General features: G+C 67.7%; 21 protein-coding genes. 6 read left to right on the top strand and 15 right to left on the bottom strand.

Going from position 1 to position 25,670, the window contains the following annotated elements; all coding sequences use genetic code 11:
- Position 1: 1 nt before the first annotated feature.
- From AC5P5R_RS15700 to AC5P5R_RS15650, 11 genes are all read right to left on the bottom strand, one after another.
- Positions 2-460, bottom strand: a complete 459-nt coding sequence (locus AC5P5R_RS15700) for a DUF3613 domain-containing protein (RefSeq protein WP_005410001.1) — start codon at positions 458-460, stop codon at positions 2-4.
- Complete coding sequence (locus AC5P5R_RS15695) at positions 457-1,347, bottom strand: tetratricopeptide repeat protein (RefSeq protein WP_005410000.1); 891 nt, start codon at positions 1,345-1,347, stop codon at positions 457-459. Before AC5P5R_RS15695 ends, AC5P5R_RS15700 begins: the two co-directional genes overlap by 4 nt.
- Positions 1,347-2,282, bottom strand: a complete 936-nt coding sequence (locus AC5P5R_RS15690; protein ID WP_100438613.1) for a type II secretion system F family protein — start codon at positions 2,280-2,282, stop codon at positions 1,347-1,349. The genes AC5P5R_RS15695 and AC5P5R_RS15690 overlap by 1 nt, the downstream gene beginning before the upstream one ends.
- Before the next feature lie 28 nt (positions 2,283-2,310).
- Entirely contained in the window at positions 2,311-3,267 is a 957-nt protein-coding gene (locus AC5P5R_RS15685) for a type II secretion system F family protein (RefSeq protein WP_043035231.1), read from the bottom strand.
- Positions 3,268-3,269: 2 nt separating this feature from the next.
- Entirely contained in the window at positions 3,270-4,619 is a 1,350-nt protein-coding gene (locus AC5P5R_RS15680; RefSeq protein ID WP_005413742.1) for a TadA family conjugal transfer-associated ATPase, read from the bottom strand.
- On the bottom strand, positions 4,604-5,860 hold the full coding sequence (locus AC5P5R_RS15675) for a CpaE/TadZ family protein (RefSeq protein WP_024958095.1): 1,257 nt from the start codon (positions 5,858-5,860) through the stop codon (positions 4,604-4,606). The genes AC5P5R_RS15680 and AC5P5R_RS15675 overlap by 16 nt, the downstream gene beginning before the upstream one ends.
- Before the next feature lie 27 nt (positions 5,861-5,887).
- Positions 5,888-7,243, bottom strand: coding sequence for a type II and III secretion system protein family protein (locus AC5P5R_RS15670; RefSeq protein WP_049469784.1), 1,356 nt, complete (start codon positions 7,241-7,243; stop codon positions 5,888-5,890).
- Between the two features lie 18 nt (positions 7,244-7,261).
- Positions 7,262-8,299, bottom strand: a complete 1,038-nt coding sequence (gene cpaB, locus AC5P5R_RS15665) for a Flp pilus assembly protein CpaB (RefSeq protein ID WP_100438611.1) — start codon at positions 8,297-8,299, stop codon at positions 7,262-7,264.
- A 23-nt stretch (positions 8,300-8,322) separates the two neighbouring features.
- Positions 8,323-8,799, bottom strand: a complete 477-nt coding sequence (locus tag AC5P5R_RS15660; RefSeq protein ID WP_043035235.1) for a TadE/TadG family type IV pilus assembly protein — start codon at positions 8,797-8,799, stop codon at positions 8,323-8,325.
- Positions 8,796-9,341 (bottom strand): A24 family peptidase, encoded by a 546-nt coding sequence (locus tag AC5P5R_RS15655; RefSeq protein ID WP_049471225.1) that lies wholly within the window; start codon positions 9,339-9,341, stop codon positions 8,796-8,798. Before AC5P5R_RS15655 ends, AC5P5R_RS15660 begins: the two co-directional genes overlap by 4 nt.
- An 88-nt stretch (positions 9,342-9,429) precedes the next feature.
- Positions 9,430-9,636 carry a Flp family type IVb pilin gene (locus AC5P5R_RS15650; protein WP_012480544.1) on the bottom strand — a complete coding sequence of 69 codons (207 nt, stop codon included), beginning with the start codon at positions 9,634-9,636 and terminating at the stop codon, positions 9,430-9,432.
- A gap of 694 nt (positions 9,637-10,330) precedes the next feature.
- On the opposite strand from AC5P5R_RS15650, the gene AC5P5R_RS15645 reads away from it, so the two are divergent.
- The 4 genes from AC5P5R_RS15645 to AC5P5R_RS15630 all read left to right on the top strand — a co-directional run bounded on the left by AC5P5R_RS15645 (position 10,331) and on the right by AC5P5R_RS15630 (position 18,137).
- Positions 10,331-11,311, top strand: coding sequence for an AraC family transcriptional regulator (locus AC5P5R_RS15645; RefSeq protein ID WP_005409990.1), 981 nt, complete (start codon positions 10,331-10,333; stop codon positions 11,309-11,311).
- Positions 11,312-11,546: 235 nt separating this feature from the next.
- Positions 11,547-16,826, top strand: coding sequence for an ESPR-type extended signal peptide-containing protein (locus tag AC5P5R_RS15640; RefSeq protein ID WP_279746005.1), 5,280 nt, complete (start codon positions 11,547-11,549; stop codon positions 16,824-16,826).
- A gap of 62 nt (positions 16,827-16,888) precedes the next feature.
- Positions 16,889-17,725 (top strand): OmpA family protein, encoded by an 837-nt coding sequence (locus AC5P5R_RS15635; RefSeq protein ID WP_005409988.1) that lies wholly within the window; start codon positions 16,889-16,891, stop codon positions 17,723-17,725.
- Between the two features lie 121 nt (positions 17,726-17,846).
- On the top strand, positions 17,847-18,137 hold the full coding sequence (locus AC5P5R_RS15630; RefSeq protein WP_019659952.1) for a DUF6959 family protein: 291 nt from the start codon (positions 17,847-17,849) through the stop codon (positions 18,135-18,137).
- A gap of 80 nt (positions 18,138-18,217) precedes the next feature.
- Here AC5P5R_RS15630 and AC5P5R_RS15625 read toward each other — a convergent pair whose 3' ends face one another.
- Positions 18,218-19,045: a class I SAM-dependent methyltransferase gene (locus tag AC5P5R_RS15625; protein WP_100438609.1), complete on the bottom strand. Its 828-nt coding sequence runs from the start codon at positions 19,043-19,045 to the stop codon at positions 18,218-18,220.
- 63 nt (positions 19,046-19,108) lie between these two features.
- On the opposite strand from AC5P5R_RS15625, the gene AC5P5R_RS15620 reads away from it, so the two are divergent.
- Positions 19,109-19,516, top strand: a complete 408-nt coding sequence (locus AC5P5R_RS15620; protein WP_164281686.1) for a MerR family transcriptional regulator — start codon at positions 19,109-19,111, stop codon at positions 19,514-19,516.
- Positions 19,517-19,587: 71 nt separating this feature from the next.
- Here the strand turns inward: AC5P5R_RS15620 and AC5P5R_RS15615 are convergent, their stop codons facing one another.
- The 3 genes from AC5P5R_RS15615 to AC5P5R_RS15605 form a co-directional block, all read right to left on the bottom strand.
- Entirely contained in the window at positions 19,588-20,304 is a 717-nt protein-coding gene (locus AC5P5R_RS15615) for an MgtC/SapB family protein (RefSeq protein ID WP_100438608.1), read from the bottom strand.
- Positions 20,305-20,432: 128 nt separating this feature from the next.
- A complete protein-coding gene (locus AC5P5R_RS15610; RefSeq protein WP_043035279.1) occupies positions 20,433-22,205 on the bottom strand; it encodes a chloride channel protein in 1,773 nt (590 codons plus the stop codon).
- Positions 22,206-22,267: 62 nt separating this feature from the next.
- Entirely contained in the window at positions 22,268-24,349 is a 2,082-nt protein-coding gene (locus AC5P5R_RS15605) for a TonB-dependent receptor family protein (protein ID WP_100438607.1), read from the bottom strand.
- Positions 24,350-24,480: 131 nt separating this feature from the next.
- Between AC5P5R_RS15605 and AC5P5R_RS15600 the strand changes: the two genes are divergently transcribed.
- Positions 24,481-25,401 (top strand): M14 family metallopeptidase, encoded by a 921-nt coding sequence (locus tag AC5P5R_RS15600; RefSeq protein ID WP_005409981.1) that lies wholly within the window; start codon positions 24,481-24,483, stop codon positions 25,399-25,401.
- The last annotated feature ends 269 nt before the right edge of the window (positions 25,402-25,670 follow it).

The following is a 25,670-nucleotide window of genomic DNA, read 5'->3' as shown; positions in this document are numbered from 1 at the left end:
CTCAGCGTCCCGATGAGGATGATCCCTTGGACTTGGCGACATCGGTTTCAAAGAAGTCCGGGATCTCGTGTTCGAAGCTCTTCATGTAGCGGGCGTAACTCAACGTAGCCTGGTCGCCGAGGATCGGCAGGCGTTGCCCGGCCTGCTGCCCTGATGCCTGCAGGCGGAACAGGTCGCGCGTGGTGTCGCCGATCTGGCTGCGGCCGGGTCGCGCGGCTGCAGCGGTGCCGTCGGTGATGGCGACCGCTGCAGGCGCCGCCTGCGGCACCGGTGCCGGCGGGGTCGCCAGGTCCACGGTGGCCAGTGACTCGGACTGCAGCGGCTGCGAAGCCGGCGCAGCGGGCGTGCTGCCGCCAAGCATCTGCCCGGTCAGGGGTTGCTGCTGCGCCTGCGCGCCGCCGGTCAACAGCAGGCAGGCCAGTGCAGGCAACAGGTGTCGGGTCAGGGGCATGGCGCTCATGGAGTGTTTCCGTTCGGCTGATCGGAGGTGCTGAAGCGTTCCAGCATCGAGGGCGGCAGGCGCTGCGGATCGCGCTCATCGCGGCTGTCGCGGCGTGGTTCCGCCGCCAGTCGCGTGGCGCCGGGCCGGTTGCTGCCGGCATCGCTGGCGGTAGCACGCGCAGGGGCCGGCACGACTGCGGCAGCTGCCGCGGCGGCCTGGCGCTGCTGCAGGCGGGCACGGATCTGCGCGGCCTGTTGCTGGATGCTGCGGCGGGTGTCCTCGTTGAGATTGGCCTGTCCGGCGAGGCGCTCTGCCGTGGTGGTGTCGCCACGCAGCACCGCCCACAGGGCGAGGTTGGCGGTGGCCTTGGGATTGCCTGGAGACAGCTCCAGCGCCTTGGCCAACGGTTCACGCGCCTGTTCGAACTGACCTGCACGCAGACGTGCATAGCCGAGATCGCCCAGGTAATCGGTGTTCAATGGCTGCAGCTGCGTGGCTCGGGCCAGTGCCTCCTCGCTGCCGCCATCATCGTCACGGCGCGCGGCGATCAGGCCCAGGCCGTGTGCGGCGGCAGCGGCCTGCGGGCCACTGGAGAGCTCGTGGTACAGGGCGATGGCAGCGTCGGCCTGGCCGGTCTCGCGCAGGGCGTCGGCCTGCAGCAGGCGCAACGCCGGCGGGTCGCCATAGCGCTGGCGGAAGGCATCGACGTGGGCCAGCGAGGCATACCAGGCACCCTGCTGCTGCATGCGCCCGATCAGTTCCAGGTAGGCATTGCGGCTGTCCTGCGGCGCCGGTTCGGGCGCGGCCAGGCTGGGCGCGCGCAGGTACTTCGGCGTTGTCGACGCACAACCACTGGCGACGGCGGCAAGGGCGAGCAACAGGCAGGAGGTGCGCAGGGCAGGCATCAGGGCGATCCCATCTTGGACATGGTGGTGGCCAGCGCGACCAGCGCCGGTCCGGCAAGAACCAGCATCAGCGCTGGCAGCAGGGTCAGCATCATCACCACGGTCATCTTCACCGAGAGTTTGCCAACCTTTTCCTTCAGGGTGTTGCGGCGCTGTTCGCGCAACCGGGTGCTGAACTGCCGCAGTGGTTCCTGCACTGCGCCGCCATGCGCGTGCACCTGCAGGATCAACTGCATCAGGCTGGTCAGGTCATCATCCGCGTAGACCTCGCTCAGCCGGCGCAGGGACTGCGCGCGCGTGCGGCCATGGGTGTACGCGACGTTGGCCTCCTGCAACTCGCCGCCAAGCACCGGCAACGCGTCGCGCAGCTTGTCGCCCAGCGTCTGCAGGCTCTGGTCCATGCTGAAGCCCACGCCCTGCAGCAGGCGCAGCAGGTCGATCAGCAGGGGCAGCTCGTTGTCGACGGCGCGCCGGCGCCGCTTCACCCAAGAAGAGAGGATGAACTTCGGCAGCAGCAGGCCTGCCGCGAGCGCACCGATCACAACCATCATCCTGGCCAGCCCCTGGGCGCTGCTGAACGCCAGGGCCAGCACCAGCACCAGCACGCCCAGCAGCAGGCGAAGGCCAAGATAGATGGCGGTGCCACGACGTGTGTTCCAGCCCGCCAGGTCCAGCAGCAGCCGGTCTTCATTGGCCAGCAATGCAGATTCCAGGCGGCCGCCACTGAGCGCGCGCCCGAAGCGTTCCAGCCAACCCAGCGAATCACGGCGCGCGGCCTCCGTGTCGCGCGCCTCATCCCGCGGTTGCAGTGCGGTCTTCAAGGTGGCCGAAGTGCGCTGTTCGCGATGGCTGCGTACCCATCCGGCGATGCCCAGCAGGGCAACACCGGCGGCCAGAACCAGCAGCGACAGGGCAAACCAGGTGCTGGCACTCATCGGGCACCTCCGTGGCGGATCCGGGTGGTCATAGCGACTTGGCCAGGCGGTAGAGCAGGAAAGCGCCAAACAGCTCCAGCCCCAGCGCGATCAACAGGATCTTGTGACCGAGCGGATCGTGCAGCACCGGCTGGAAGAATTCGGGGCTCGATATGGCCATCAGCACCGCGCTGGCCGGAGGCAGCAGGCCGAGCACCCAGGCTGACATGCGCGTTTCCGACGTGGTCGCGGCCAGCTCCTGCTGGGCCTGCTCCAGGTCGCGCATGAAATCGCCCATGCGCTGCAGGATCTGATCGGAGCGTCCGCCGATGCGTACGCTGACACCGATCACGACGGACAGCACCTTGAGCACATCCATCCGGTAGGGCTGTGCCGCCAGGCTCAGGGCACGGTCCAGGTCCATGCCGCTGCGCGCGTAGCGCACGGTGGTATCCAGCAGTCCGCGCAGCGGCGCGCTGGTCTGCATCGATGCCACCTGGAAGGCAGCCTGCAGGCTGTTGCCGAGCGCGGTCAGCCGCACCAGGTTGTCGAGGAAGTCGGGCAGCTGGTGCAGCAGCTGTGCACGCAGTTTCGTGGTGCGGCGCATGACCCACAGCCAGCAGGCCAGCAGGTACAGCAGCAGGGTCAGGGGGAACATCCACGCCGTACCGAGCCTGAGCATGGCCACGACCGAAAGCACCAGTCCCGGCACCAGCATCATGATGGGCAGCTTCCAACCCGTCTGCAGGCCCGCACGTTGCAGCAGGCCGTCCAGCGGCAACACCCGGCGCCCGGCACTTGCCGGTCGCGCCGGGTCGTTGGCGGCGGCTACGGATGCCCCGGCCGGGGCTCCGCCACTGGCGCCTCCGCGAGCCAGCTGCTGCTCGGCGTGCTGCAGCGAAGCCTGGCGTTGCTCCCGGTTGCTGGCGGTGCCCCACAGCCATACCGCAAGCGCCAGCAGCACCGAGATGATGCTCAGTACACCCAGCAGCAGGCCCGTGCCCATGCTCAGAAGTCTCCGTACAACGATTCGCGCAACTGCTGCCGGAACGGCTCCAGCTTGTGCGAATGCGGGTGGAAGCCCAGTCCGATCCAGCGATCGATTTCCTTGCCGTTGCCATCGATCTGCAGTTCGTGACGGAACATTTCCTGGGTCGTGATCAGGTTGTCACTGACACCGGTGATCTCCGTGATCGAGACCAGCACGCGCCGGCCGCTGCCCAGCCGCGAGATCTGCACGATGAAGTCGATGGCGCTGGCGATCTGCCGGCGCAGGCTGTCCTCGCTGCCCTGGAACCCGGCGAACCCGGCCAGCATCTCGATGCGGTACAGGCAGTCGCGCGGAGAGTTGGCATGGATGGTCGCCATCGAGCCGTCATGGCCGGTGTTCATCGCCTGCAGCATTTCCAGTACTTCGGCGCCGCGCACCTCGCCGACCACGATACGGTCCGGGCGCATGCGCAGGCTGTTGCGGACCAGGTCGCGGATGCTCACCGCGCCATGGCCTTCGGCGCCACCGATGCGGCTTTCCAGGCGGACCACGTGCGGGTGGTTGAGTGACAGTTCGGCGGTGTCCTCGACGGTGATCACGCGTTCGTTCGGCGGCACGTAGCTGGCCAGTGCGTTCAGCAGTGAAGTCTTGCCGGAACTGGTGCCGCCGGACACCAGGATGTTGCAGCGGCCCAGCACCATGGCCTTCAGCAGCGCCTGCATCGGCGCATCGAAGGTGCCCTTGGCCAGCAGCTCGTCCGGGGTGAACGGATCCTTGCGGAACTTGCGGATGGAGACCATCGGCCCATCCACTGCCAGCGGCGAGATGATCGCGTTGAGGCGGCCGCCGTTGGGCAGGCGCGCATCGACCATCGGGTTGGAGTCGTCCAGTCGGCGGCCCAGCGGCGCGAGGATGCGGCGAAGGATGCGCAGCAGGTGGGTGTCGTCGGTGAAACGCTGGGTGGCGCGCTTGAGCTGTCCTCCCTGCGAGACATGCACATCCTTGAAGCCGTTGATCAGGATGTCCTCGATCGTCGGGTCGTGCAGGAGGTCGTCGAGCGGGCCGAAGCCGGTCAGCTCCTTGACCAGGCCTTCGGCCACCACCTGCATCTCCTCCTCGTTGATCGGGATGCGCCATTCCTGGATGAAGCCCACCGTCTGCACCTGCACCCAGCGGGCGATGGTGTCAGGGGCCCAGGAATCGATGTCGATGCGCTCGTCCTCGATGCTGTTGAGCAGGTGCTCATGGGCGGCCGACAGCACCTTCTGGTACTGCTCGGTCTGCGCGAACGGCAGGTGGGCCGGGGCGCTGTCGGGCAGCACCGGGCGGGTGGCGGCATGTGGGAACGGGGTTACCTTGTCTTCCATTGCGATCCACCCAGGGCAAGGGAGAGTCTTTCCCGCAGGCCATGGGCCTGGACCGGGCAGGCAGCCGGATCCAGGCGCGACACAAGCGGGGCGAGGGCACGCAGGTAGGGGTCGCGCGGTGCGTCCTGCAGCAGCAGATGCCCCTGGCTGGCCGCCAGGCGCACGCGCGGGCGTTCGGGCAGCGTGGCCAGCAGTGGCACTTCGAATCGGCGTGCGATCTGGTCGGGACTCATGCCGCTGCTGTCGTCGTGGCGGTTGATCACCAGCTGCAGGCGCTTCTCCCGTTCGCGCTGGCCGGCCAAGTGCTTCAAGGCCTGGTCGAGCGATACCAGCGTGGCGATCGAGGCGTCCGTGACCAGCCAGATCTCGTCGGCCTGGTCCAGCAACAGCGGCGGTAGCTGCCGCAGCGGGCAGCCACCGGCATCGCACAGCACGCTGGCGAATACGTGGCGCAGGCGCTGCAGCAGCGCAGCCGGATCGGATGGCGGCACCGCATCGCTGCCGCTGGCGCGGTCCAGCAGCACCAGGCCGGTGTCATGGCGAGCCATCGCAGTGCGGGCGAGGGTGGCGTCGATGCGGCTGGCGTTGCGCAGCGCGTCTTCGTAATGGAAGCGGCTGTCCAGGTTGAGGTACAGCGCGAGGTCACCCGAAGGCTGGGCCAGCTCCATCAGCAGGCCGTCCTGCTGCAGTGCCTCGCCCTGCGCCAGCGCACGGGTCTGCTGTGCCAGCACCGAAAGATGCGCGGCCAGCGTACTGGTGCCCACTCCGGCGCGCACGCCCAGCAGTACGATCAGGCGCGCCTTGTGCGCGTGCTGCGCGGCGGCAGCCGGTCGTGGCGACAGGGCGCGGCGCAGCGCGGCCTCGATGCCGACGTTGTCGCTGTCCAGGTCCAGCACATCGCGCAGGCCCGCCCGCAATGCGATGACGATGCCTTCTACCTGGCCGGTACTGGTGGCACCGACGGCAACCAATGCAAGATCCGGTTCGGTCTGTTGCAGTTGCTGCGCCAGTACGCTGGAGGCGGCGGCATGTTCAGGGCGGAAATCCAGCAGCACAAGGCTCTGCGGCCCGCGTTGCAGGTCCAGAGCGGAGGTCGGCGTGCTGCTGTCCTGCCAGTGCAGGGTAGTGGTCGGCGGCAGTTTGGCCGCCAGCCGGGGCAGCAGTTCGCGATCCATTCCGTACAGGACCAGATTCATCGGCGGTCCTTGCGGATGCAGCGGCTGGGCAGTGGCGTAGGGCATGGGCGTGGTATCGCAGGCATCATGGAATCAGCGTGAGAAGCCGGGTACCGGGTCCTGGCTGATGGGACCCAGCAGCCAGGCGCCCCATTCGGGCATGTGCGGCTTGGCCTCGCGTTCGCCAGGCAACGGCAGCTCGGTGTTGCGCGCCAGCGGCTGCACCAGCCGCGGCGTGACGATGATCACCAGCTCCTTGTCCTGGCGCTTGTAGTCGAAGTTGCGGAAGAACGAGCCGATGATCGGCAGGTCGCCCAGCAGCGGGATCTTGCCGACGTTGGAGACGACATTGGAGCTGACCAGGCCGCCGATCACGAAGCTCTCGCCATCGCCCAGTTCGACCGTGGTGTCGGCACGGCGCGTGGTGATCGAGGGAATCTGCACGCCATTGAGGGCAATGGCGTTGCTGTAGTCCAGATCACTGGCTTCCGGTGCGACCTTCAGCGCGATGCGGTTGGGGGCCAGTACCGTTGGTGTCACCGTCAGGCCGATGCCAAACGGTTTATAGGTGATGGTGGTGGTGCCCAGGCCCTGCGGCTCCAGGATCGGCAGTTCGCCGCCAGCCAGGAAGCTGGCGCTCTGGCCGGATAATGCGACCAGGGTAGGTTCGGCCAGCACGCGCGCCATGCCGTTGCTCTGCAACAGGTCGACATCGGCGTTCCACAGGCCCTTGGTCGAGCCGAACACCAGCCGGAACGCCGAAGAGATGGGCGACTCGGCCTCGTTGCCGGAGTTGCCTTCCTTCATGCCCGGCAGGATGCCGGTGTTGCCCGGCAACTGGCCGCCCGGGCGGGCGAAGCCGTAGGCGAAGCTGCCATTGCGGTTCTGGAAGCTGATGCCGATCTGCTTCAACGCGGTCTTGTTGAATTCGACCACCTTGACCTCGACCTGCACCACGCCGCCGCTGCTGACCGTCGACGCGTCGGCAAGCAGCCCGTCCTTGCCCAGCGCCATGGCCGCGGTCTTCTGTTCCTGCATGTGCGAGAGCAGGCTATCGGTGCTTCCCTGCAGCAGGCCCTGGTTGTCCTGCTGGGTGAACACCAGCCCGTTGGAGCCTGCGTCTGCCGCGCCCTGCACGGCACTCTGCACCCGCACCTGCAGGCGTTGCGGCTCGGCCTGCTTGCGGTGCCACAGCAGGAGGGTCGTCGTACCCGGCGCTTTTCCGACCAGCAGGGCCTGCCGCTGCCCACGCAGCATCACGATATCGGCGACGCCTGGGTCGGCGATGGCGACCCGTTCCAGATCGGCCGGAAGCGTCCACGGGCGCTGCTCACGCGCCTGCAACACGAGATCGTCTGCGGCCACGCTTGTTGCCGGAGCCAGCAGCACCAGCAGCAGGGCCAGCCAGCGCTGGCGGGGGGAGGGGCGTGGGCGGCGGCGTTCGGTCATGGATGCGCTCGATGCAGGTCAAAGGGAACCGCGGGGGGCGGAGCTGTCGCCACGGATGATCTCGATGCCCGACGCACGCGGTGCGCTGCGTCGAGCCGCCGGCGCATGCACCGGGGGCTGCGGGTTGCTGCGGGCTGCGCTGTTGCCGCGGCCGGCCAGGGCATCACCATCGATGCCGGCGAAGGCGTGGTTCTCCGGCCGCTGCAGTGCGAGCTGCTGTTCGGCATCGAGGCCACGCACGGGATCGATCACGCCACGCGCCTGTGGGAACAGTGCAAGGTCGGGTTGCCCCGTATCGGCCGGGTTGCGCAGGGCAAGGAACAGCTTTCCCTGCTGCGCACCCAGCAGCAGCCGGTTGGCATCGGCCACCGGCACTGCCAGTACCGCACTGCGTGCCGGCTGGGTGGCCTCGTTGCCCGAGCCATGGTTGTTGCCATTGCCGGTGATGTCGGCGGCGCGGGGATCGTTGCGGGTATCACCTTCGTTGCCGGCGACGGCATCGCCGGTGACCGGAGCGATGTCCTGTTGACCGTAGCTGAGCACGCGTAGCCGCGACAGCAGCAGGCGAGTCTGCGCGGCCTCTGCCGGACCGCTGGCGTTGGGCTGGGCATTGCGCAGGTTGAGGAAGACATCGACGAAATCACCCGGCAGGATGCGGTTTCCGGCGCCGACCAGTTCGTCCACCGGGACGGCCAGCGCGCGTTCGCCGGGGCGCAGCTGCAGCGAGAATCCCTGTGCCAGGGCGCCGCTGCTGATGGCGGTGCCCTCGGCGATGTCCTGCACCGGTACCTTGCCAACCACGGCCGAGATGCTGGTGGCAGCACCGGCTACCGCCGTGGTCCGCTGCGCAAGGCGCACCCCATTGGCAGAGATCGGTTCGCCGGCCGGCAGTCGTGCCACCGCCTCTACCACGGTGATCGCCTGGACTTCGCTCTGCGCGACCGGGGCAACCGTGGCCGGCGCGGCCTGCTTGCGCCCGATCATCAAGGCGATCACCGCCAGCAGCACGGCCAGCCCGATCAGGGCGACGGCAGCGATGCGGGTCAACTTGAGCATGGAACCGTCTCCTGTGCCGATGGTCAGTTGCCGCTGCCGAGGTCGAGCTGGGCGACCGCGACACTACGGATGGGGGCCTGCATCACCCACTTGTAAAGCGTGGCGGTGCCCGGCAGGAAGGGATGGCTGGCGTAGTCGTAGCTGACGGTCACCGTCATGCACTGCGCAGTGGCCAGGCCGGCGCAGGGTGCCTGCGCGGAGACAACGATTGCGTTGCTGCCGCCATTGCTGCAGTCGACACCCTGTCCAGAGAATTTCAACAGCCACTGCATCGAACTGCGGGCTGCTACGCAGGCTGCGGTACGCCGTTCATTGGCGCTGCCATAGCGCAACGAAGCGCGAGCGCCCTCGGCCGAGGCCGTCGCCAATGTCTGTTGCGCGGCCATGATCATCACGCCGGAGAACGTGAACAGCAGCAGTGGCAGCAGGCCCAGCATGAGCATCAGGGCAAATTCGATGCTGGCTGCACCGCGTTGACGCCGTGGATTGCGGATGTTCATGCCACACCTCCATAGACGCTTGCCAGGACCCAGCCGATGCCGGTGATGGCCAGGTACGCTGCGTAGGGAATGCCATGTCGTCCCTGGCGCGCGGCCTGCATGTCGCGCAGGGCGGGGTGCGATTGCCATTGGCTGCTGGCGCGGTTGACCTGCATCTGAAGGCCTGTGGGCAGCATCACGCCCAGGCGGCGGCCAACAATGATCACCGCCGCGTGCAGGCCGGCCGCGAGACTGGCCACCATCCAGATCGGCAGCAGGGCTTTCCAGCCCAGCATCAGCCCCAGTACCGCGAAGAACTTGACGTCACCGGCGCCCATCCAGCGGATGGCATAGAACGGCAGCAGGGCCACCAGGCCGAGCGCCGCGCCCGCTGCGTGGGCAAGCCACGGCTGGCGCGGCGTACTGAACTGCCCCGCGATGATCAATGCGATGGCAATGATGGACGCAGACAACAGCCAGGCATTGGGTACCCGGCGGGCATACAGATCGCTGATCGCGATCCGCAGGCACACGCCGATGGCCAATAGTCCCAGCAACGTCATCACACACTCCGTCGTCCGTCATTGGACAGCCTGCAGTTGCCACCGGCACATCCCAGCACCGCTGCAGGGATGTGCGATGCGCGCAGGCTCAGCCGCCACCGCTGGTCGCAGGTGCCGACCCGGAGGCCTTGGTGGCAAGGTCGGAGAGGTTCTTGAACAGCGTCTCGAAGAACCCCTTGATCTCCTTGTTGCCGACCGCGATCAGGATGCCGGCGATGACGGCGGCCAGCAGCCCGTACTCGAGCGCGGTGACGCCATCTTCTTCCTTCAGGAACTTGCGGATGGATGCGTTCATGGCCTTGTCTCCCTCTACTTGTTGTCTGCAGATGCAGGACACCTGTTGGGCGGTGGCCCGGCTCCGCCGGGATCGTCCGTGGGCCCCGCACGTCCTGGCGGGGTGGCATGACGGGAATGACCCGCCGTGCTCATTCTGGGTAATCGGCCCCGGGAGAAATACCGGCCGCAACGTTGCAACCACGCGGCGCTGCGCCGGTGGCCGAACTGTTCTGCGATACGGTCGTGGTCATGCGCTCCCCCAGGTGTGGTCGCTTTTGAAGCGACCGGATCACCGTGTCGTCGACTTTGCCTGAATGGCGGTTGGCTGCAACTGGAACCTATATGCAAATTCGGCAGAAACGCGGCAGCCCTTAAACTTTCAGGTTGTTTCTGTGACGCGTATCCGTTCGCTGGCAAAACGATTCATCGACGTGTAGATATTGTGATGGCGCAAATGGTGCATGCGAATATCGTGCCACTGGCGACGACATTTTCTTCATCTCTGTATCTATTTTCTTCAATGCGGAGTTCGGGTTTACCTTCGATGATTATCGGGCATACTCGCTCTCACGTTGCTGCTTTCAACCGGGTTGGTCGCGCGGCACCGGCCGCGGCCATCCCGGCAATGGCGAAGGTTCCTGGAGGAATGGTGTGGCCCTGTCAGGCAGTGGGGGCCGCAGCGAGTTGCGGATCAACGGGGGGACGACACTGTCATGGTCGATGGTGGGGTAGAAGACAGCGACGACAGCGGCCTGCGATCGATCGATCTGGCGACGCTGGGCGGCGTACTTCGCGTGTGCGATGTCGAACTGCTGCTGCTCGATGGCAACGGGCCGCGGGCGGCCTTCGCTTCGCGCGTGCATGAGGAAGCCCTGTTCTGCAGCATCAGTTGCGGTTTCCACTGCCGTGGCCGCTTCATGCTGCCACCCGACTGGGCGATGCTGGGGTATCTGCACGCCACCGATGAAACACTGAGCTGGTGCCACGGGGTGCCGCTTGCACCGGGGATGGCGCTGACGGTGATGCCCGAAGGCATCAGCGAGTTTACGCTCAGCCCCGGTACGCACATGACCCTGATGCTGGTGCCGGTCGCACGGGTGCAACGCAAGTTGACCGAACTCAGCCTGCGCAGCACACCGCCCGCGGGCCAGGCACTTTCACTGTTCAATCTGGCGAACGATTCGGCGCCACTCGCCCATCATTATCAGCAGCTGCATCTTCAGCTCGGCCAGGGCGCTGGCCTGCAGCCGCAGGAAACCGAACGATTGCTGCACGAGCACGTGCAGGCCCTGCTCGGTGCAGGCGCCGCCGATCGCCCCGGCTGCAGCCGCGCCCGGCGCACGCATTATCTGATCGCGCAGCGGGCGGAGAACTTCATGCGGCTCAACCTGCGTCGCAATATCTACATGAACGAGATATGTGACGCGGCGGGTGTCAGCGAACGCGGCCTGCGCTATGCCTTCGAGGATCTGTTCGGAACTTCGCCCAACCGTTATCTGTCGATGCTGCGCTTGTGCGCTGCCTGCCGCAGCCTTTCCATGGCCGATTCCAGCCGCCGTTCGGTGAAGGCGATCGCCCTCAGCTGTGGCCTATGGGACCTCTCCCGCTTTGCCGACAACTACCGCAAGGTTTTCGGCGAGCTGCCGCGCGATACGCTGATGCGCGCTCCCGCGCAGATCGGCCAGCCGGCCTGAATCAAGCGCCGCAAGGGTTTCGGGGTGGTTTCTGCCGGAATTGCCCATGCGCTTGCCGATATCGTTGCCGCTTCTGCATAGCCCGCTGCCGATTCCGGCCGTGGATTTGCCGGAATGCGCGATTGCCGTGCCGGAATGAAGTGCGCAGCCACCGTTGCAAACGCTGAAATGTCAGTCACCTGCCTAACGGCAAGTCCACTGACATTCAAGTTGTTCGCCTACGGGGGAAGTGCTCATGAATCGCATCTACCGGCGTGTATGGAACCGCCAGCTCAATGCTCTGGTTGTGGCCTCGGAACTGGCCACCGGCGACAGCGGCGGCAGCGCCGCGCGGGATCCGCGCGCCTTCCTGCTGATGCCCACCACGCTCGCCCTGGCACTGCTGTGTGTGCTGGCCAGTGGCCACGCGGGAGCATCCGAATCCAATCAGTCGCTGCGTGATCTGCAGGCTCTTGCAGCCAAGTATACCCAGCCGATGCCAGTCAAGGTCGATGCCGAGGTAGCCCTCGCGGCTGCCGCAAGCCAGGCCCAGAGCAGCCCGGCGATCAGCGCGGATGCGCGCGTCGGCCTGCAGTTGAGCACCGCGTCGCTGCCGGTGGTGCGTGACGTGCTGCCGGCCTCCGTGCAGGTCAAGCTGGCCGCGAACACGGCGCCGAAGCAGGTCGCCGTACCAAGGCTTGCCGCTGATGTCCGAGCGAATGCCAACATCGGTCTTGGCGGCGCGCAGGTGGCATCAATCGATGCCGGTGCAAAGGCGGCCGCCGGCATCAGCGGCGCGCCGGCGGGCGCACTGCGGGGTCTGAAGGCTTCTGTGGATGGGGCGCTGGATTCGAAGCTGAAGGTGGCAGGCCACCAGATCGACGCCCAGGGCCAGGTAAAGGCGACGGCGGCGATCACGCTGCCCGCCAAGGAGGAACTGCCGGGAGAAACCCACGATCGCGCGATCACCGCAGCATTCGATGCTGGTGCTGCCGGCAAGGTGCGCGTGCAGGCGCCGAATGGCCAGGAAGTGGTTGCCGATCGCAATCTGAAACTGGCCGGCCAGGCAACGGTTGCGGCGCAGAACAGCGCGCTGGGTGTCGGCGGGCTGGTGGGTAGTGCGGTCGGCGCCGCAGGCAATGCAGTCGGTGGTGCGCTCAACGGCACCGTCGGTACGGTCGGCAGCGCGGTCGGCGGCGCCCTCAATGGCACGGTCGGCAGCGTGGGCGGTGCCGTGGGCGGCACGCTCAACAACACCGTGGGCGCCGTGGGTGGCGCACTGAACGGCACCGTAGGCAGCGTCGGTGGTGCGGTCGGCACGGTTGGCAGCGTGGGCGGCGCCGTAGGCGGCACACTGAACGGCACCGTAGGCACCGTCGGTGGTGCGGTCGGCGGCGCCCTCAACGGCACGGTCGGCAGCGTGGGCGGCGCCGTAGGCGGCACACTCAACAGCACTGTAGGCGCCGTAGGCGGCGCACTGAACGGCGCCGTAGGCACCGTCGGTGGTGCGGTCGGCGGAGCCCTGAATGGCACGGTCGGCAGCGTGGGCGGCGCCGTAGGCGGCACGCTCAACAACACTGTAGGCGCCGTGGGTGGCGCGCTGAATGGCACGGCCGGCAGCGTCGGCGGTGCCGTGGGCGGCACGCTCAACAACACCGTGGGCGCCGTGGGCGGCGCACTGAACGGCACCGTAGGCACCGTCGGTGGTGCGGTCGGCGGCGCCCTGAACGGCGCCGTAGGCAGCGTCGGTGGTGCGGTCGGCGGCGCCCTCAATGGCACCGTCGGCAGCGTGGGTGGCGCAGTCGGCGGCACGGTTGGCAGCGTCGGCACTGCGGTCGGCGGCACGCTCAACAACACCGTCGGTTCCGTCGGCGGTCTGCTCAATGGCGCCACCGGCTCCGGCACTGGCCTGGGTGGCCTGCTGGGCAACACGCTCGGCAACGTCGGCAGTGCCGTGGGCAACCTGCTCAACGGCAACCTCAATGGCACCCTCGGCAATCTGGGCAGCGCGGTCGGCGGCCTGGTCGGCGGCACGCTCGGCGGCCTCGGCCTGACCAAGCCCTCGGCGATCCCGCCCACCAGCCCGAAGGCGCCGGCTCCGGCCGATCCGAACGCGGGCCTGATCATCGGCACCGGCGGCCTGGTCGGCAATGTCGGGCAGCTGATCGGCCCGACCACCACCAGCCTGTTCGGTGGCGATGGCTACCTGAGCAACGGCAACCTCAAGCTCAGCAATGCCAACGTGATGCAGACCTACTCGACGGTCAATGTGCTGGGCCTGCCGGTGGTCAACCTGTCGCCCGTCGGCAGCACCCTCAACGGGCTGGGCGGTGCCGCTACCGGTGGCAGCTCGCACCTGACCCTGATCGGTGGCGTCACCTCCGACAGCTACATCTACAACATCAACAACGGCAATCCGGGCGGCCTGCTGGGCCTGCTGCTGCCGAAGGACTCGCCGGCGTGGGCCGCCAAGTGCCTGGACGTCGCCCTGGCTGACATCTCGTGCTGGGCCGTGAACGCCGCGCAGGACTACCAGGTGCTGATGGGCGATGGCGCCTTCGCCAACGGTTCGAAGGAAGTGGTGATCGGTGCCAATGCACGGCACGAATTGCCGAAGGTCGATGCCAACGTCGCCTTCCCGGGTGATGGGGTCAACGACCCGAGCAATCCGACTGGTGTACCGACCGCGGACTACGCTGCGCGCATGGGCCATTCGGTGATCGTCGGCGACAGTGCCGTCGGTACCGCAAACGGGCAGACCCTGCTCGGTGCTGAAGCCACCTCCAACCAGGCCAACTCGGTCGCACTGGGTTACCGCTCGGCCGCACTGCGCGGCGCGCAGGCCAGCTACAGTGCTTACGGCCTGACTGCTCCGCAGGTTTCGGCGGGCGAAGTGTCGGTGGGCACCGCCGGTGGTGGCGAGCGCCAGATCACCAACGTGGCTGCCGGTAGCGTCAACACCGATGCGGTCAACGTAGCCCAGCTGAAGGGCGCGATCAGCCTGATCAACGGCGTGGCCGATGCCGCCGTCACCTACGACCTGGATGCTGGCGGCAATCCGAACTACCGTCGTGTCACGCTTGGCGCGGGCACCGGCACCACCACCATCGGCAACCTGGCCGGCGGCGCAGTCACTGCCGGCAGTCTGGAAGCGGTCAATGGCGGCCAGCTGGCGGCGACCAATGCGGCCATCGCCAGCTTCTTCGGCGGCCGCGCGGCCTTCGATCCGGCCAGCGGCGCGTTCACTGCACCGCTGTTCGAGATCAGCACCATCTCCACCGGCGGCGCCATCGCCAAGGGCCTGTATGAGAACGCCACCGATGCTTTCGCCGCGGTCGACGGCTCGCTGGTCAATCTCAACACGCAGATCACCGATATCCGCAACGGTGGCACCAAGTACCTGCGGGTGAACTCGACCGGTACCGAGGCGCTGGCCACCGGCGCCGACTCGATCGCGGTCGGTACCAACGCCCGCGCCACCGCCGCCAACAGTATCGCGGTGGGTGCCGGCAGCCTGGCCGACCGTGCCAACAGCGTGTCCATCGGTGCGGCCGGTGCCGAACGCCAGGTCACCAACATGGCCGCCGGTACCGCCGCGACCGATGCGGTCAACCTGGGCCAGCTGCAGGCGTCGGAGCAGGGCGCCCTGCGCTATGACCTCAACGGCGACGGCAGCGTCAACTACGCCAGTGCCACGCTGGGCCAGAGCGGCACCGCCACCACGCTGCGCAACCTGGGCCCAGGCCAGGTCAGTGCCACCAGCAGCGAGGCCATCAACGGAGCCCAGCTGTTTGCTGCCAATCAGGCCGTGGCCACCCATCTGGGTGGTGGCGCGGCGGTCAACGCCAGCGGCGTACTGACCGCACCGACGTACTCGATCAACAACGTCGCCGCCAACGGCACCGTGACCAAGGGCAGCTACAACGACGTCGGTACCGCCTTCGATGCGGTCAGCAACTCGCTGGCCAACGTCGCCGACCAGACCGGCGAGATCGACAAGCTGGCCGTGAAGTACGACGTCGACGCCAGCGGCAACGTGCTCAACAGCGTGACGCTGACCGGCACCGGCACCGGCGCGGTGAAGATCACCAACGTCGCCGCCGGCAGCATCCTGGCTGGCAGCAGCGATGCCATCACCGGCGACCAGCTGTTCAGCACGAACAGCACCATTGCCAACTACTTCGGTGGCACCACCGCGTACAACGGCACCACCAACGTGTGGACCGCGCCGAAGTTCAGCATCTCCAGCATCGCCACCGATGGCACTTTCACCAGCGGCGACTACAACAACGTCACCGCCGCCTTCACTGCGGTGGACGGCTCGCTGAAGGTCCTCAACCAGCGCATCACCAACGGCGGCGGTGGCAGTGCCTACCTGGCGGTGAACTCGACGGCAGCGGCCGCAACGGCGGCCGGGGCGGAGGCGGTGGCGGTCGGCCCGCAGGCCAGTGCGGCCGGTGCCAACAGCGTGGCGGTCGGCAACGGCGCCAGCGCCAGTGCCGGCAACAGCGTGGCACTGGGTGCAGGTTCGGTGGCCAGCGTCGGTGCGCAGAGCGGCTACACCGGTGCCTACGGCCAGACCGGTGCCAGCAACTCGGCCGGTGAGGTCTCGGTCGGCAGTAGTGGCAGTGAGCGCAAGATCACCCATGTCGCCGACGGTTCCGATACGTACGACGCAACCAATGTCGGCCAGCTGAAGAACGGCGTGAACTACGCCATCGACGAGTCGAAGAAGTACACCGACCAGAAGATCCAGAACATCACCAACGTGGCCGGCAGCTTCCGCGCCAACAACACCAACAACCTGGCCGACCCGTCCGCCAGCGGTGCCAACTCGGCCGCCGGTGGTGCAGGCTCAACCGCAGCCGGCGCCAACTCGACCGCGCTGGGCAATGGTTCGCAGGCGCAGGCCGACAACTCGGTGGCGCTGGGTGCGGGTTCAGTGGCGAACCGGGCCAACACCGTCTCGGTGGGTGCCGCTGGTGCCGAACGCCAGGTGGTCAACGTGGCCGACGGTTCGCAGGCCACCGATGCGGTCAACGTACGCCAGCTGCAGGCCTCGCAGCAGGGCACGATCCGCTACGACACCACGGTGAACGGTGCGACCAACTACAACAGCGTCACCCTGGGCAGCACCAGCAGCGGCCCGACCACGGTGCGCAACGTCGCCGCCGGCACCGCCGGTACCGACGCGGTCAACGTGGACCAGCTGAAGTCGGGCATGGCGCAGACCCTGGATTGGTCGAAGGCGTACACCGACGAGCGCATGGGCGGCTTCGAGCGCGACCTGCGCAAGACCGACAACCGCGCCTCGGCCGGTATCGCGTCGGCGATGGCCACCGCAGCGCTGCCGCAGCCCAGCGAAGCGGGCCGCAGCATGGCCTCGGTCGCCGCTGGCAGCTACAACGGCGAGTCGGGCGTGGCGATCGGTATCTCCGGTGTCTCTGAAGGTGGTCGCTGGATCTACAAGTTCAGCGGCTCCACCAACAGCCGTGGCGAGGCCGGTGTGGCCGTCGGTGCCGGCATCCAGTGGTGATCCCCGCGGCCGGGCCGCACGCGCGGCCTGGCATCGCGGAAACGTCCAAAGGGGGGAATGACATGAAACAGCATCGCATCGCCCGCACCGGCCAGATGGCCGCAGTGCTGGGCCTGGTCCTGGGGATGGGCCTGCTGGCCGCCTGCCGCAGCCATGCGCCGGCCGCCGACCGTCCTGCCGACACCACCGCCGTGCAGTTCCCGGAGGCGTCGAAGGCTTCGTTGAAGGAGGGCATCTATCCCGACGTCGCCGACCTGCGCAGATTCGCGCCGGGCATGAGCAAGCGGCAGCTGTATACCTTGCTGGGCACGCCGCACTTCAACGAAGGCATGTGGGGCGTGCGCGAGTGGAACTACCTGTTCAACTTCCGCACCGCTCAGGGCGCGGAGTATTTCACCTGCCAGTTCCAGGTGCGCTTCGACAGCAAGGGCATCGCCCAGGGGGGCTACTGGAAGCCGGAATCGTGCGCGGCGGTGATCGAGCCGCCACGGCCACCGGCGCCGCCTGCACCGGCACCGCTGCCGGAGCAACCCCTGCGGCTGTCGGCCGACGCGCTGTTCGGATTCGACAGCGCGGTACTCAGCGCCGAAGGCCAGCAGGCGGTGCAGGGCATCCTGGCGCAGGTGCGCGAGGCCGCGCAGGTGCAGTCGATCCGGGTGACCGGGTACACCGACCGTATCGGCAGTGCCAGCTACAACCAGACCCTGTCGCAGCGACGTGCCGAGGCCGTACGCAGCGCGCTGGTGCAGGGCGGGGTGCCTGCGGCCAGCATCAGCGCCGAAGGGCGGGGCGCAGCCGAGCCGATCGTGCAGTGCGAGCAGCGCAATCGGCGCGAGCTGATCGCCTGCCTGGCGCCGAACCGTCGCGTGCAGATCGCTGGGATCGCCCAACCGCGCTGAGAGTCCCGCACCGGGGCCATGCCCCGGTATCCCGAGTCCCCCCTGACCGTCGGCAGGACGTGGTTACGTCTCCCCCGTTGACCACGCCTGCCGGCGGCTCAGGTTTTCCATGGTGCACGCGATGAACGCTCAATTCCTGCCTCTTTCCATGAAGACGGAAACCACACTCAGCGTGTACGGCCAGCTCGGCAACCATGCCGTGGTACGCATTCCCGGGCGGCGCCTGCCGGGGCTGATCCTGCAGGCAGACACCGTGGCCGGGTTCCTGGCCCAGCTGCAGGAAGCCCAGGCCTGCCTGCGCAGTGGCCGCGCACAGCGTACCGACGCCGAGCTGGACATGCTGATCGACGTGCTGCAGCAGTGGTATGCGCTGATCGAATCGCGCCTGGCCGACGCCGGCGAGGCACTGTAGGGAAAAAGGGGACGGAGGGGATTAAGTCGTTTCCGGTACACTCGGGGCAAGAGCGACTTAATCCCCTCCGTCCCCTTTTCCTAGGCGCGGGCGCGGACCAGCCAGCAGGCGGCATCCACGCGTACGCGGTCGCCCTCGATGAACGGGGTGAATGCCGCTACCGCCTTGTTCCGGAGCGAGGTGGCCCGGTCTTCCTGCATCGCGCGCAGCGCCAGGCCCAACGGGCCCAGCTGGCCGACATAGGTCGGCAGGTCTTCGCGGGCGAGCGAGCAGGGCAGGTCGACCGCAACAACCTCCACGTCATTGCAGCCGGCGGCCTGCAGCAGGTGCTGCACGCGCTCGCCATCGGCAAAGGCGAACTGGCCCGGTGCGCCGGGCGCGCGGGGCGGAAGATCCAGTGCGTCGCCGATGGCGCGCTCGGCCGTTGTCATGAACGGGTTCTCCGCTGCGCTGCGCCAGGCGATGAAACGCAGGCCGGCACCCGGTCGCGCGGCACGGTGCAGGTTGGCGAAGGCGGCCTCGGTATCTTCGAAGAACATCACGCCCAACCGAGATTGGATCCAGTCGAAGTGCGCGGTGGGCAACGGATGCTGCTGTGCGTCGGCGACGATGAAGTCTGCGTCCAGTCCTGCCGCCTCGGCGCGTTGACGGGCCAGCGCCAGCATCGGCGCGGAGATGTCCAGGCCGGTGCAGTGCGCCGACGGGCGTGCGGCGGCTGAGGCCAGCAGGCTGGCACCGGTCCCGCAGCCTACATCCAGCAGTTGCGTGACGGTGTCGGGCAGTTCGTCGACCAGCAGGTCGGCCAGGGGTTGGAACAGGCCGTCGAGGATGGCCTGCTGCGCAACCCAGATCTGACCGCCGGGGCCGTTCCACAGCGCGTTCTGATCAACGGGGGATGTACTGGTCATGGTCTTGCCTTGCGGGGAAGTCGCCCATAGGTTGGCGCTTGAAGGTCACTTGAGGTCAAGCCCGTGCGTGAACTGGATATCGGCGAGGTGGTCAAGCGCAGTGGCGTGCCGGCCTCGACCCTGCGCTACTACGAACAGCTTGGGCTGCTGCAGGCACTGGGCCGTCGCGGCCTGCGCCGGCAGTACGACGAGCGCGTGCTGGAACGGCTGGCGCTGATCGGTCTTGGCCAGGCGGCCGGGTTGTCGCTGCAGCAGAACGGGTTGTCGCTGCCGCCGCAGGATGGATGTATCTCGCTGGACCGTGAGGCGCTGCTGGCACAGGCCGATGTGCTCCAGCGGCAGATCACCCAGTTGCAGCGGGTGCGCCGGCACCTGCAGCGCGCGGCGGCCTGCCCGGAAGCGCAGGACGCGCGGCAGTGCGGTTCATTCCGCAAGCTGCTGCGCGCACAGCAGCGCATGGCGGGTGGGTGAGAGAAGCATCCACGCATGGCGTGGATCTACTTCACCACGACCTCGGTAGATCCACGCCATGCGTGGATGAATCAATCGCGGGTGCTGACTTCCCAGGTGGCGTGCAGCACGCCCGGCACGTGTTCCATCCGCGCCAGCACCACATCCAGCTCATCGGCACTCACGGCGGTACTGACCAGTACCGCGATCACATCGGTGGGCGCATCGGCATGCTCGACCACCTGTACGTCGCCGACCGGATACTGCGCATCCTCCAGCGCATCGACGAGGCGCTCGCGCACCCGCGGCACGGCTTCGGCATCCACGCTCAGGCGCACTTCGTAGGTCGCTTCGGTGGCGGCCTCGTTGATCGGGATGCGGTTGATCGCATTCACCAGCGGCCGCAGCAGGGTGTTGCCGGCGATGATCAGCACGGTCAGCAGCACGCCTTCGGCCAGCATGTCCGCGCCGGTGCAGCTGCCCACCGCCGCCGAGCACCACAGGGTGGCGGCGGTGTTCAGGCCGCGAACGTTCATGCCTTCCTTCATGATCACGCCGGCACCGAGGAAGCCGACGCCGGAGACCACGTAGGAGATCACCCGCACCGCCTCGGCGCTGCCGGCGATGCGCATGCCCAGGTCGACGAAGGCGGCGGCGCCGACGGCGACCAGCACGTTGGTGCGCAGGCCGGCGGTGCGTTGCCGGTACTGGCGCTCGGCGCCGATCAGCGTGCCCAGCACGAAGGCGGCCAGCAGGCTCACCACGGTGTCGGCGAAGGGACCGGCCTGGAAGGTCTCAATGAAGCGCATGGCCGGAGTCTACCCGGTCGTGGTGACAGTAGATCCACGCCATGCGTGGATTTCCAGCGGTCCACGCCACGCGTGGTTAGTCAGCGTGCCAGAAACGACTTAATCCCCTCCGTCCCCTTTTTGCGGGATCAGTCGGTGTCCTCGACGCGCTCGCCCATCAGTTCGCGCTGGCGCTTGTCCAGTTCCTCGGCGTAGCGCTTGCGTACGAAGGCTTCAGAGACCACGCCCAGCACCTGGCCGTCGGCGGTGACCACGGCCAGTTCGTCGGCCTGGGTCTGGTCGAAGCGCTGCATCACGCTGACCACGTCCGCGGCTGGCGACAGCGACACATCACGGTTCTCGGCCAGCTCGCCAATCGTGGTTTCCGGCTTCACGCCGTCGCCGTAGACGCGCGGAATCTGCACGATGCCGGCGTAGTGGCCTTCGCTGTCGATCAGGATCACCCGGCTGCCCGAACCCAGCGGGAAGCGCTGGCGGAACGCGGCGGCATCGAGATCGGCCGGCGCGGTGGCCACGCCCTTGCGCATCAGCCGGCCGGCGTTGAGGTTCTGCACCCAGCCGACGTCGCGGGCGCTCTTGATGGTCTCGCCGCGCAGGTGCATGCGCCAGGTCGAGAACGAGTAGCCGAACCACTGCCGTACCAGCGTGCTGGACACCAGCACCGCGCTCATCACCACGCTGGTCAGCAGGAAGTCGTGGGTGCCTTCCAGCACCAGCATGGCCATGGTCATGGGCGCGCCGACCACCGCCGCGGCCAACGCTGCCATGCCGGCCAGCGCGGCGGACGTGGCGTCGACCACCGGCACGCCGGTGGCCATCGCCAGCAGGCCGGCGAACAGGGCGCCGACCAGGGTGCCCATGAACAGCGAGGCGAAGAACAGGCCGCCACGGAAACCAAACCCGAGAGAGATGCCGGAGGCCAGGCACTTCAGGGTCAGCAGGCCGCCGATCCAGATCAACGGCAGGTGGGTAGTCAGGTCCAGGTGCAGCGCGCCATGGCCGGACGAGAGCACCTGCGGGCTGGCCAGGGCCAGCGGGATCAGCAGCAGGCCGCCCACCACCGGGCGACCCCACAGCGGCAATGGACTGCGCTTGACCGTGCCTTCGATCGAAGCGATCAGGCGCATGATGACAATGCCGACCATCGCGCAGCAGCAGCCGAGCAGGCCGTAGATGGCGTAGTCGGCGGCACGCACGTCGATGGTAGAGGCAGCGGGCAGCAGGTAGGCCTCGATGCCAGCCTGGTCGGCCACGAACGCACCGGCCAGCGCGGCGACGGCCACCGGTGCCAGTGCGGCCGGGGTGTAGGCGCCAATGACGATTTCGAAGGCATAGAACGCACCAGCCAATGGCGCACCGAAGGCGGCGGCGATGGCACCGGCGGCACCGGCACCGACCAGGATGCGCACGTCGTTGCGACGCAGGCGCATCACCCGGCCCAGCTGCGAGCCGCTGCCGGCACCCATCTGCGTATACGAAGCCTCCAACCCGACCGAGGCGCCGCAGCCATTGGACAGCAGGGTCTGGGTCAGCACGATCAGATTGTCGCGCATCGACATGCGGCCGCCATGCAGGGCATTGGCTTCCACCGCATCGAGCAGGGGGCGCTTAAGCCGCGTCGCCGCCAGGCTGACCAGGCCGACCAGCAGGCCGCCCAGTGGCAGCACCAGCAGCGCGGTCCAGGTCAGCGAGGGCAGGGAGCTCAGGCGCATGCCTTCGTCCAGCCCATACAGCGTGCCCTGCAACCAGCGCGCGATGCCCGACTGCAGCAGGGTCAGGTAGCCGGCGATCAGGCCGACCAGCAGCGCCAGTGCGATGAACCACAGATCACTGCCACGCAGTCGCAGGCGCAGGCCCTGGAAGGCCAGATGCAGGCGCGATGGCAAAGCAGACGGTGACATGGTGGCGGCATGATACGCTGCCACCGTGATCGCCACCGTCACTGCATCGGGCGATTACCGCTTCAGAAGCGGTAGTGGCCCTGCACGTAGAAGGTACGCGGCGCGGCCACCATGCGGCCGGCGTTGCCATCGACATTGCGGGTGTACCAGCGCTTGTCGGCCAGGTTGTTCACGCCCAGTGCGATCTCGCTGTCACCCAGTCCCGGCACCTGCCAGGCCACCTGCGCGTTCCACAGGCGAACACCCGGCACGCGGCCCACGCGCGCATCGGCGCTCTCGGCCCAGGTGTTGGCGGCGTCGGCGTACTGGCCGCTCTGGTGGGTGCTGGAGACATTGAAGGTCCAGCCGGCCAGTGCGTAGCGGGCGCCGACGCTGTCGGTGTCGCGCGCGTAGAAGGGCACGTCCAGGCCACGGTTGTCGCCGGACTGCTGGATCGCCTTGGTCCAGGTGTAGTTGGCGTACAGCTCCAGCCCGGCCAGCGCGCTGTCCTCGGCGAAGCGGTATTCCAGTGCGCTCTCCACACCCTTGTGATCGGTGGCGCCGATGTTCTGGAAAGTCGGCGGAGTGATCCCCGGCACCTGCAGGATCTGGTTGTCGAAGCGCATCTTGAACACGGTTACTTCCGCGCGCAGTGCACCGTCCTGCCAGCGCGCACCGAGTTCGGTGGTCTTGGCGATTTCCGGGTTCAGCGGATTGCTGGCGGTCTGCGAATTCAGCTGGATGTTCTGCACCGGCCCGAACGAGGTGGTGTAGTTGCCGAACACGGTCAGCTGCGGGGTCAGCAGGTAGGCGATGTTGAGCGAGGGCAGAGCCTTGTCGTTGCGGCTGCTGAAGGTCGCCGTGCCACCGGCCTGGCGGCGGTCCATGTCGATCCATTCCATGCGCACGCCCGGGGTGATCCGCCACTGGCCGATCGCAATGCGGTCGTCGATGTAGAACGCGTGGGCGTCGGTGGCGTTGTCGAAGCGGTTGGTGGCACTGGCCACGCCGGTGCGGCGGGTGACGGTGTAGCTGCGGTCGTTGCCACGTTCGCGCAGGAAGCGGTAGCCGGCGGTGATGTCGTGCACGCTGGCGCCCCAGTGCAGGCGCTGGGTGTAGCGGGGCTCGATGCCGAGCACGCGGTAGTCACGCGGCTGCACGGTCAGCTGGGTGTTGGCGGCGTTGATCAGCGAGCTGGCGCGGCTGCTTTCGTTGTAATAGGCCAGCACCTCGAACTCGCTGTTGGCCGACAGCGTATTGGTGTAGCCCAGGTCGATGCCGGTGCGGTGGCCCTTCCAGAAATCGGTGGGGCGGGTGTTCTGGAACGGATCGGCCTCGTACTGGGCGCGGGTCAGGCCGCCCGGGGTCAGCGAACGCACATCGTAGTAGGACAGTTTGGCGCGCAGTTCCTGCTGTTCGTCGATGGCATAGGCGAACTTCAGCGCGAGGTCGTTGAAGCGGTCATCGCTGCCCTGGCGCCAGCCGCGCCCGTCCTGGCCCGAGTAGAGCAGCGCCGCGCCCAGACCGTTGCCGCCGGTGCCGCCGAGGAAGGCGTTGTACTGGGTGCTGTCACCGCCGCCATGGTCGTAGGCGGTGTAGCGCACACGCGCTTCGCCGTGCAGGCCCGCGCCGGTCGGAATGGCGCGGGTGCTGAAGTTGATGATGCCGCCCACGTTCTGTGGGCCGTAGCGCACCGCGCCGCCGCCGCGCACCACGTCGATCGATTCGATGTTGGACAGGCTGGTCGGTGCGAACGACAGCTGTGGCTGGCCATACGGCGCCACCGCCAGCGGCACGCCGTCCAGCAGTACGGTCGAGCGTGGCGAGTAGCGCCCGGTCAGGCCGCGCACGCCGATGTTCAGCGAGACCGAGCTGCCGGCCGTGCCGGAGTTGTCGGTGACCTGCACGCCGGGGATGCGGCGCATGGCATCGCCGATGCTGGCTGCGCCACTGGCCTCGATGCGCTGGCGGTCGACCACCGTGCGCGCGCCGGCGAAGCTCTTGACGCTGTCATGCAGGCCGGTGCCCAGCCAGCTGCCGGAAACCTGGATGCTGTCCAGCGTGGTGGCGCCGTCCTGGGCGAAGGCACGGGTGGCCGGGAGCAGGCACAGGGCGAGGGCGGCAGCCAGGGGCAGGCGGGCCGGTTGCAGGGCGTGGATGGGCATCGGTGCGGGTTGTGGAAGGTCGTAAATGAGAATTATTGCTGATTCCATTCGCTATTGGAATGCGCCTCCGGTTCATGCCGATGTCCCGGTGGTAGAGTGGGTGATTGCTTCCTGACCCGCTGAGATCCGCCATGTCCCAAGCTGCTTTCTACCCCGTCGGAACCCCTGGCCAGCCGTGGGGAGCGGCGGAGCGGGAGGCGTGGCGTGGCCGCCAGCAGCGCCTGCGTCGCTATGACGAAGAGGTGCTGCCGCGCATCGAGGCGTTGGCTTCGCGCTTTGACAAGGTGGCCTACGGCCAGCTCGACTACGCGGGCGAGACCTACACCTTGTTCGCCCTGCGCAGCCGCGACTGGAACCCGGCGCTGCCGGCTGCCCTGGTCACCGGTGGCGTGCACGGCTATGAGACCAGCGGCGTGATGGGCGCGCTGGAGTTCCTCGAAAAGCACGCCGCCGACTATGCCGGCAAGGCCAACCTGCTGGTGACGCCGTGCGTGAATCCGTGGGGCTTCGAGCGCATCAACCGCTGGAACTTCGATGCGATCGACCCGAACCGCAACTTCCGCGCCGACGGCCCGGCCCGCGAATCGACCGCCGTCATCGAACTGATCGCGCCGTATAAGGGCCAGTTCGTGCTGCACATCGACCTGCACGAAACCACCGACAGCGACGAGAGCGAGTTCCGCCCGGCGCTGGCCGCGCGTGACGGCAAGCCGTTCGAGCCGGGCCTGATTCCCGATGGGTTCTACCTGGTGGACGACAGCGAGAACCCACAACCGGCCTTCCAGCAGGCCGTCATCGCCGCGGTGGAGAAGGTCACCCACATCGCGCCGGCCGACGACAAGGGCGAGATCATCGGTTCGCCGGTGGTGGCCCATGGCGTGATCGAGTACCCGCTGGTGAAGCTGGGCCTGTGCGCCGGCATTACCGGCGCCAAGTACACCACCACCACCGAGGTCTACCCGGACAGCCCGCGGGCAACCCCGCAGCAGTGCAACGACGCGCAGGTGGCGGCGGTGTGCTCGGCGCTGGATTACGCGCTCGCCCATCGTTGATCGGTAGTGCCGGCCGCTGGTCGGCAACCACGGGACACTGGGATTGCCGGCCAGCGGCCGGCACTACCTCATCCAAGCGCGTCGGCCCACCACAGTGCGGCCGGTCCCGGCGGGGTGTCGCGACGCCGCAGCAGTGCAACGACGCGCAGGTGGCGGCGGTGTGCTCGGCGCTGGACTACGCGCTCGCCCATCGTTGATCGGCAGTGCCGGCCGCTGGCCGGCAACCACGGGACACTGGGAGTGCCGGCCAGCGGCCGGCACTACCTCAT

It is taken from the genome of Stenotrophomonas sp. YJH_SMC_19, from assembly GCF_059367915.1.
Note: the sequence above shows the minus strand (reverse complement) of the source record. Positions and strands in the feature narration are given on the sequence as shown.

Excerpts from the sequence above, each read along its gene's own strand:
- AC5P5R_RS15700 (WP_005410001.1), bottom strand. The coding sequence starts at position 460 with ATGAGCGCCATGCCCCTGACCCGACACCTGTTGCCTGCACTGGCCTGC.
- AC5P5R_RS15695 (WP_005410000.1), bottom strand. The coding sequence starts at position 1,347 with ATGCCTGCCCTGCGCACCTCCTGCCTGTTGCTCGCCCTTGCCGCCGTC.
- AC5P5R_RS15690 (WP_100438613.1), bottom strand. The coding sequence starts at position 2,282 with ATGAGTGCCAGCACCTGGTTTGCCCTGTCGCTGCTGGTTCTGGCCGCC.
- AC5P5R_RS15685 (WP_043035231.1), bottom strand. The coding sequence starts at position 3,267 with ATGGGCACGGGCCTGCTGCTGGGTGTACTGAGCATCATCTCGGTGCTG.
- AC5P5R_RS15680 (WP_005413742.1), bottom strand. The coding sequence starts at position 4,619 with ATGGAAGACAAGGTAACCCCGTTCCCACATGCCGCCACCCGCCCGGTG.
- AC5P5R_RS15675 (WP_024958095.1), bottom strand. The coding sequence starts at position 5,860 with ATGCCCTACGCCACTGCCCAGCCGCTGCATCCGCAAGGACCGCCGATG.
- AC5P5R_RS15670 (WP_049469784.1), bottom strand. The coding sequence starts at position 7,243 with ATGACCGAACGCCGCCGCCCACGCCCCTCCCCCCGCCAGCGCTGGCTG.
- cpaB (WP_100438611.1), bottom strand. The coding sequence starts at position 8,299 with ATGCTCAAGTTGACCCGCATCGCTGCCGTCGCCCTGATCGGGCTGGCC.
- AC5P5R_RS15660 (WP_043035235.1), bottom strand. The coding sequence starts at position 8,799 with ATGAACATCCGCAATCCACGGCGTCAACGCGGTGCAGCCAGCATCGAA.
- AC5P5R_RS15655 (WP_049471225.1), bottom strand. The coding sequence starts at position 9,341 with ATGACGTTGCTGGGACTATTGGCCATCGGCGTGTGCCTGCGGATCGCG.
- AC5P5R_RS15650 (WP_012480544.1), bottom strand. The coding sequence starts at position 9,636 with ATGAACGCATCCATCCGCAAGTTCCTGAAGGAAGAAGATGGCGTCACC.
- AC5P5R_RS15645 (WP_005409990.1), top strand. The coding sequence starts at position 10,331 with ATGGTCGATGGTGGGGTAGAAGACAGCGACGACAGCGGCCTGCGATCG.
- AC5P5R_RS15640 (WP_279746005.1), top strand. The coding sequence starts at position 11,547 with ATGAATCGCATCTACCGGCGTGTATGGAACCGCCAGCTCAATGCTCTG.
- AC5P5R_RS15635 (WP_005409988.1), top strand. The coding sequence starts at position 16,889 with ATGAAACAGCATCGCATCGCCCGCACCGGCCAGATGGCCGCAGTGCTG.
- AC5P5R_RS15630 (WP_019659952.1), top strand. The coding sequence starts at position 17,847 with ATGAACGCTCAATTCCTGCCTCTTTCCATGAAGACGGAAACCACACTC.
- AC5P5R_RS15625 (WP_100438609.1), bottom strand. The coding sequence starts at position 19,045 with ATGACCAGTACATCCCCCGTTGATCAGAACGCGCTGTGGAACGGCCCC.
- AC5P5R_RS15615 (WP_100438608.1), bottom strand. The coding sequence starts at position 20,304 with ATGCGCTTCATTGAGACCTTCCAGGCCGGTCCCTTCGCCGACACCGTG.
- AC5P5R_RS15610 (WP_043035279.1), bottom strand. The coding sequence starts at position 22,205 with ATGTCACCGTCTGCTTTGCCATCGCGCCTGCATCTGGCCTTCCAGGGC.
- AC5P5R_RS15605 (WP_100438607.1), bottom strand. The coding sequence starts at position 24,349 with ATGCCCATCCACGCCCTGCAACCGGCCCGCCTGCCCCTGGCTGCCGCC.
- AC5P5R_RS15600 (WP_005409981.1), top strand. The coding sequence starts at position 24,481 with ATGTCCCAAGCTGCTTTCTACCCCGTCGGAACCCCTGGCCAGCCGTGG.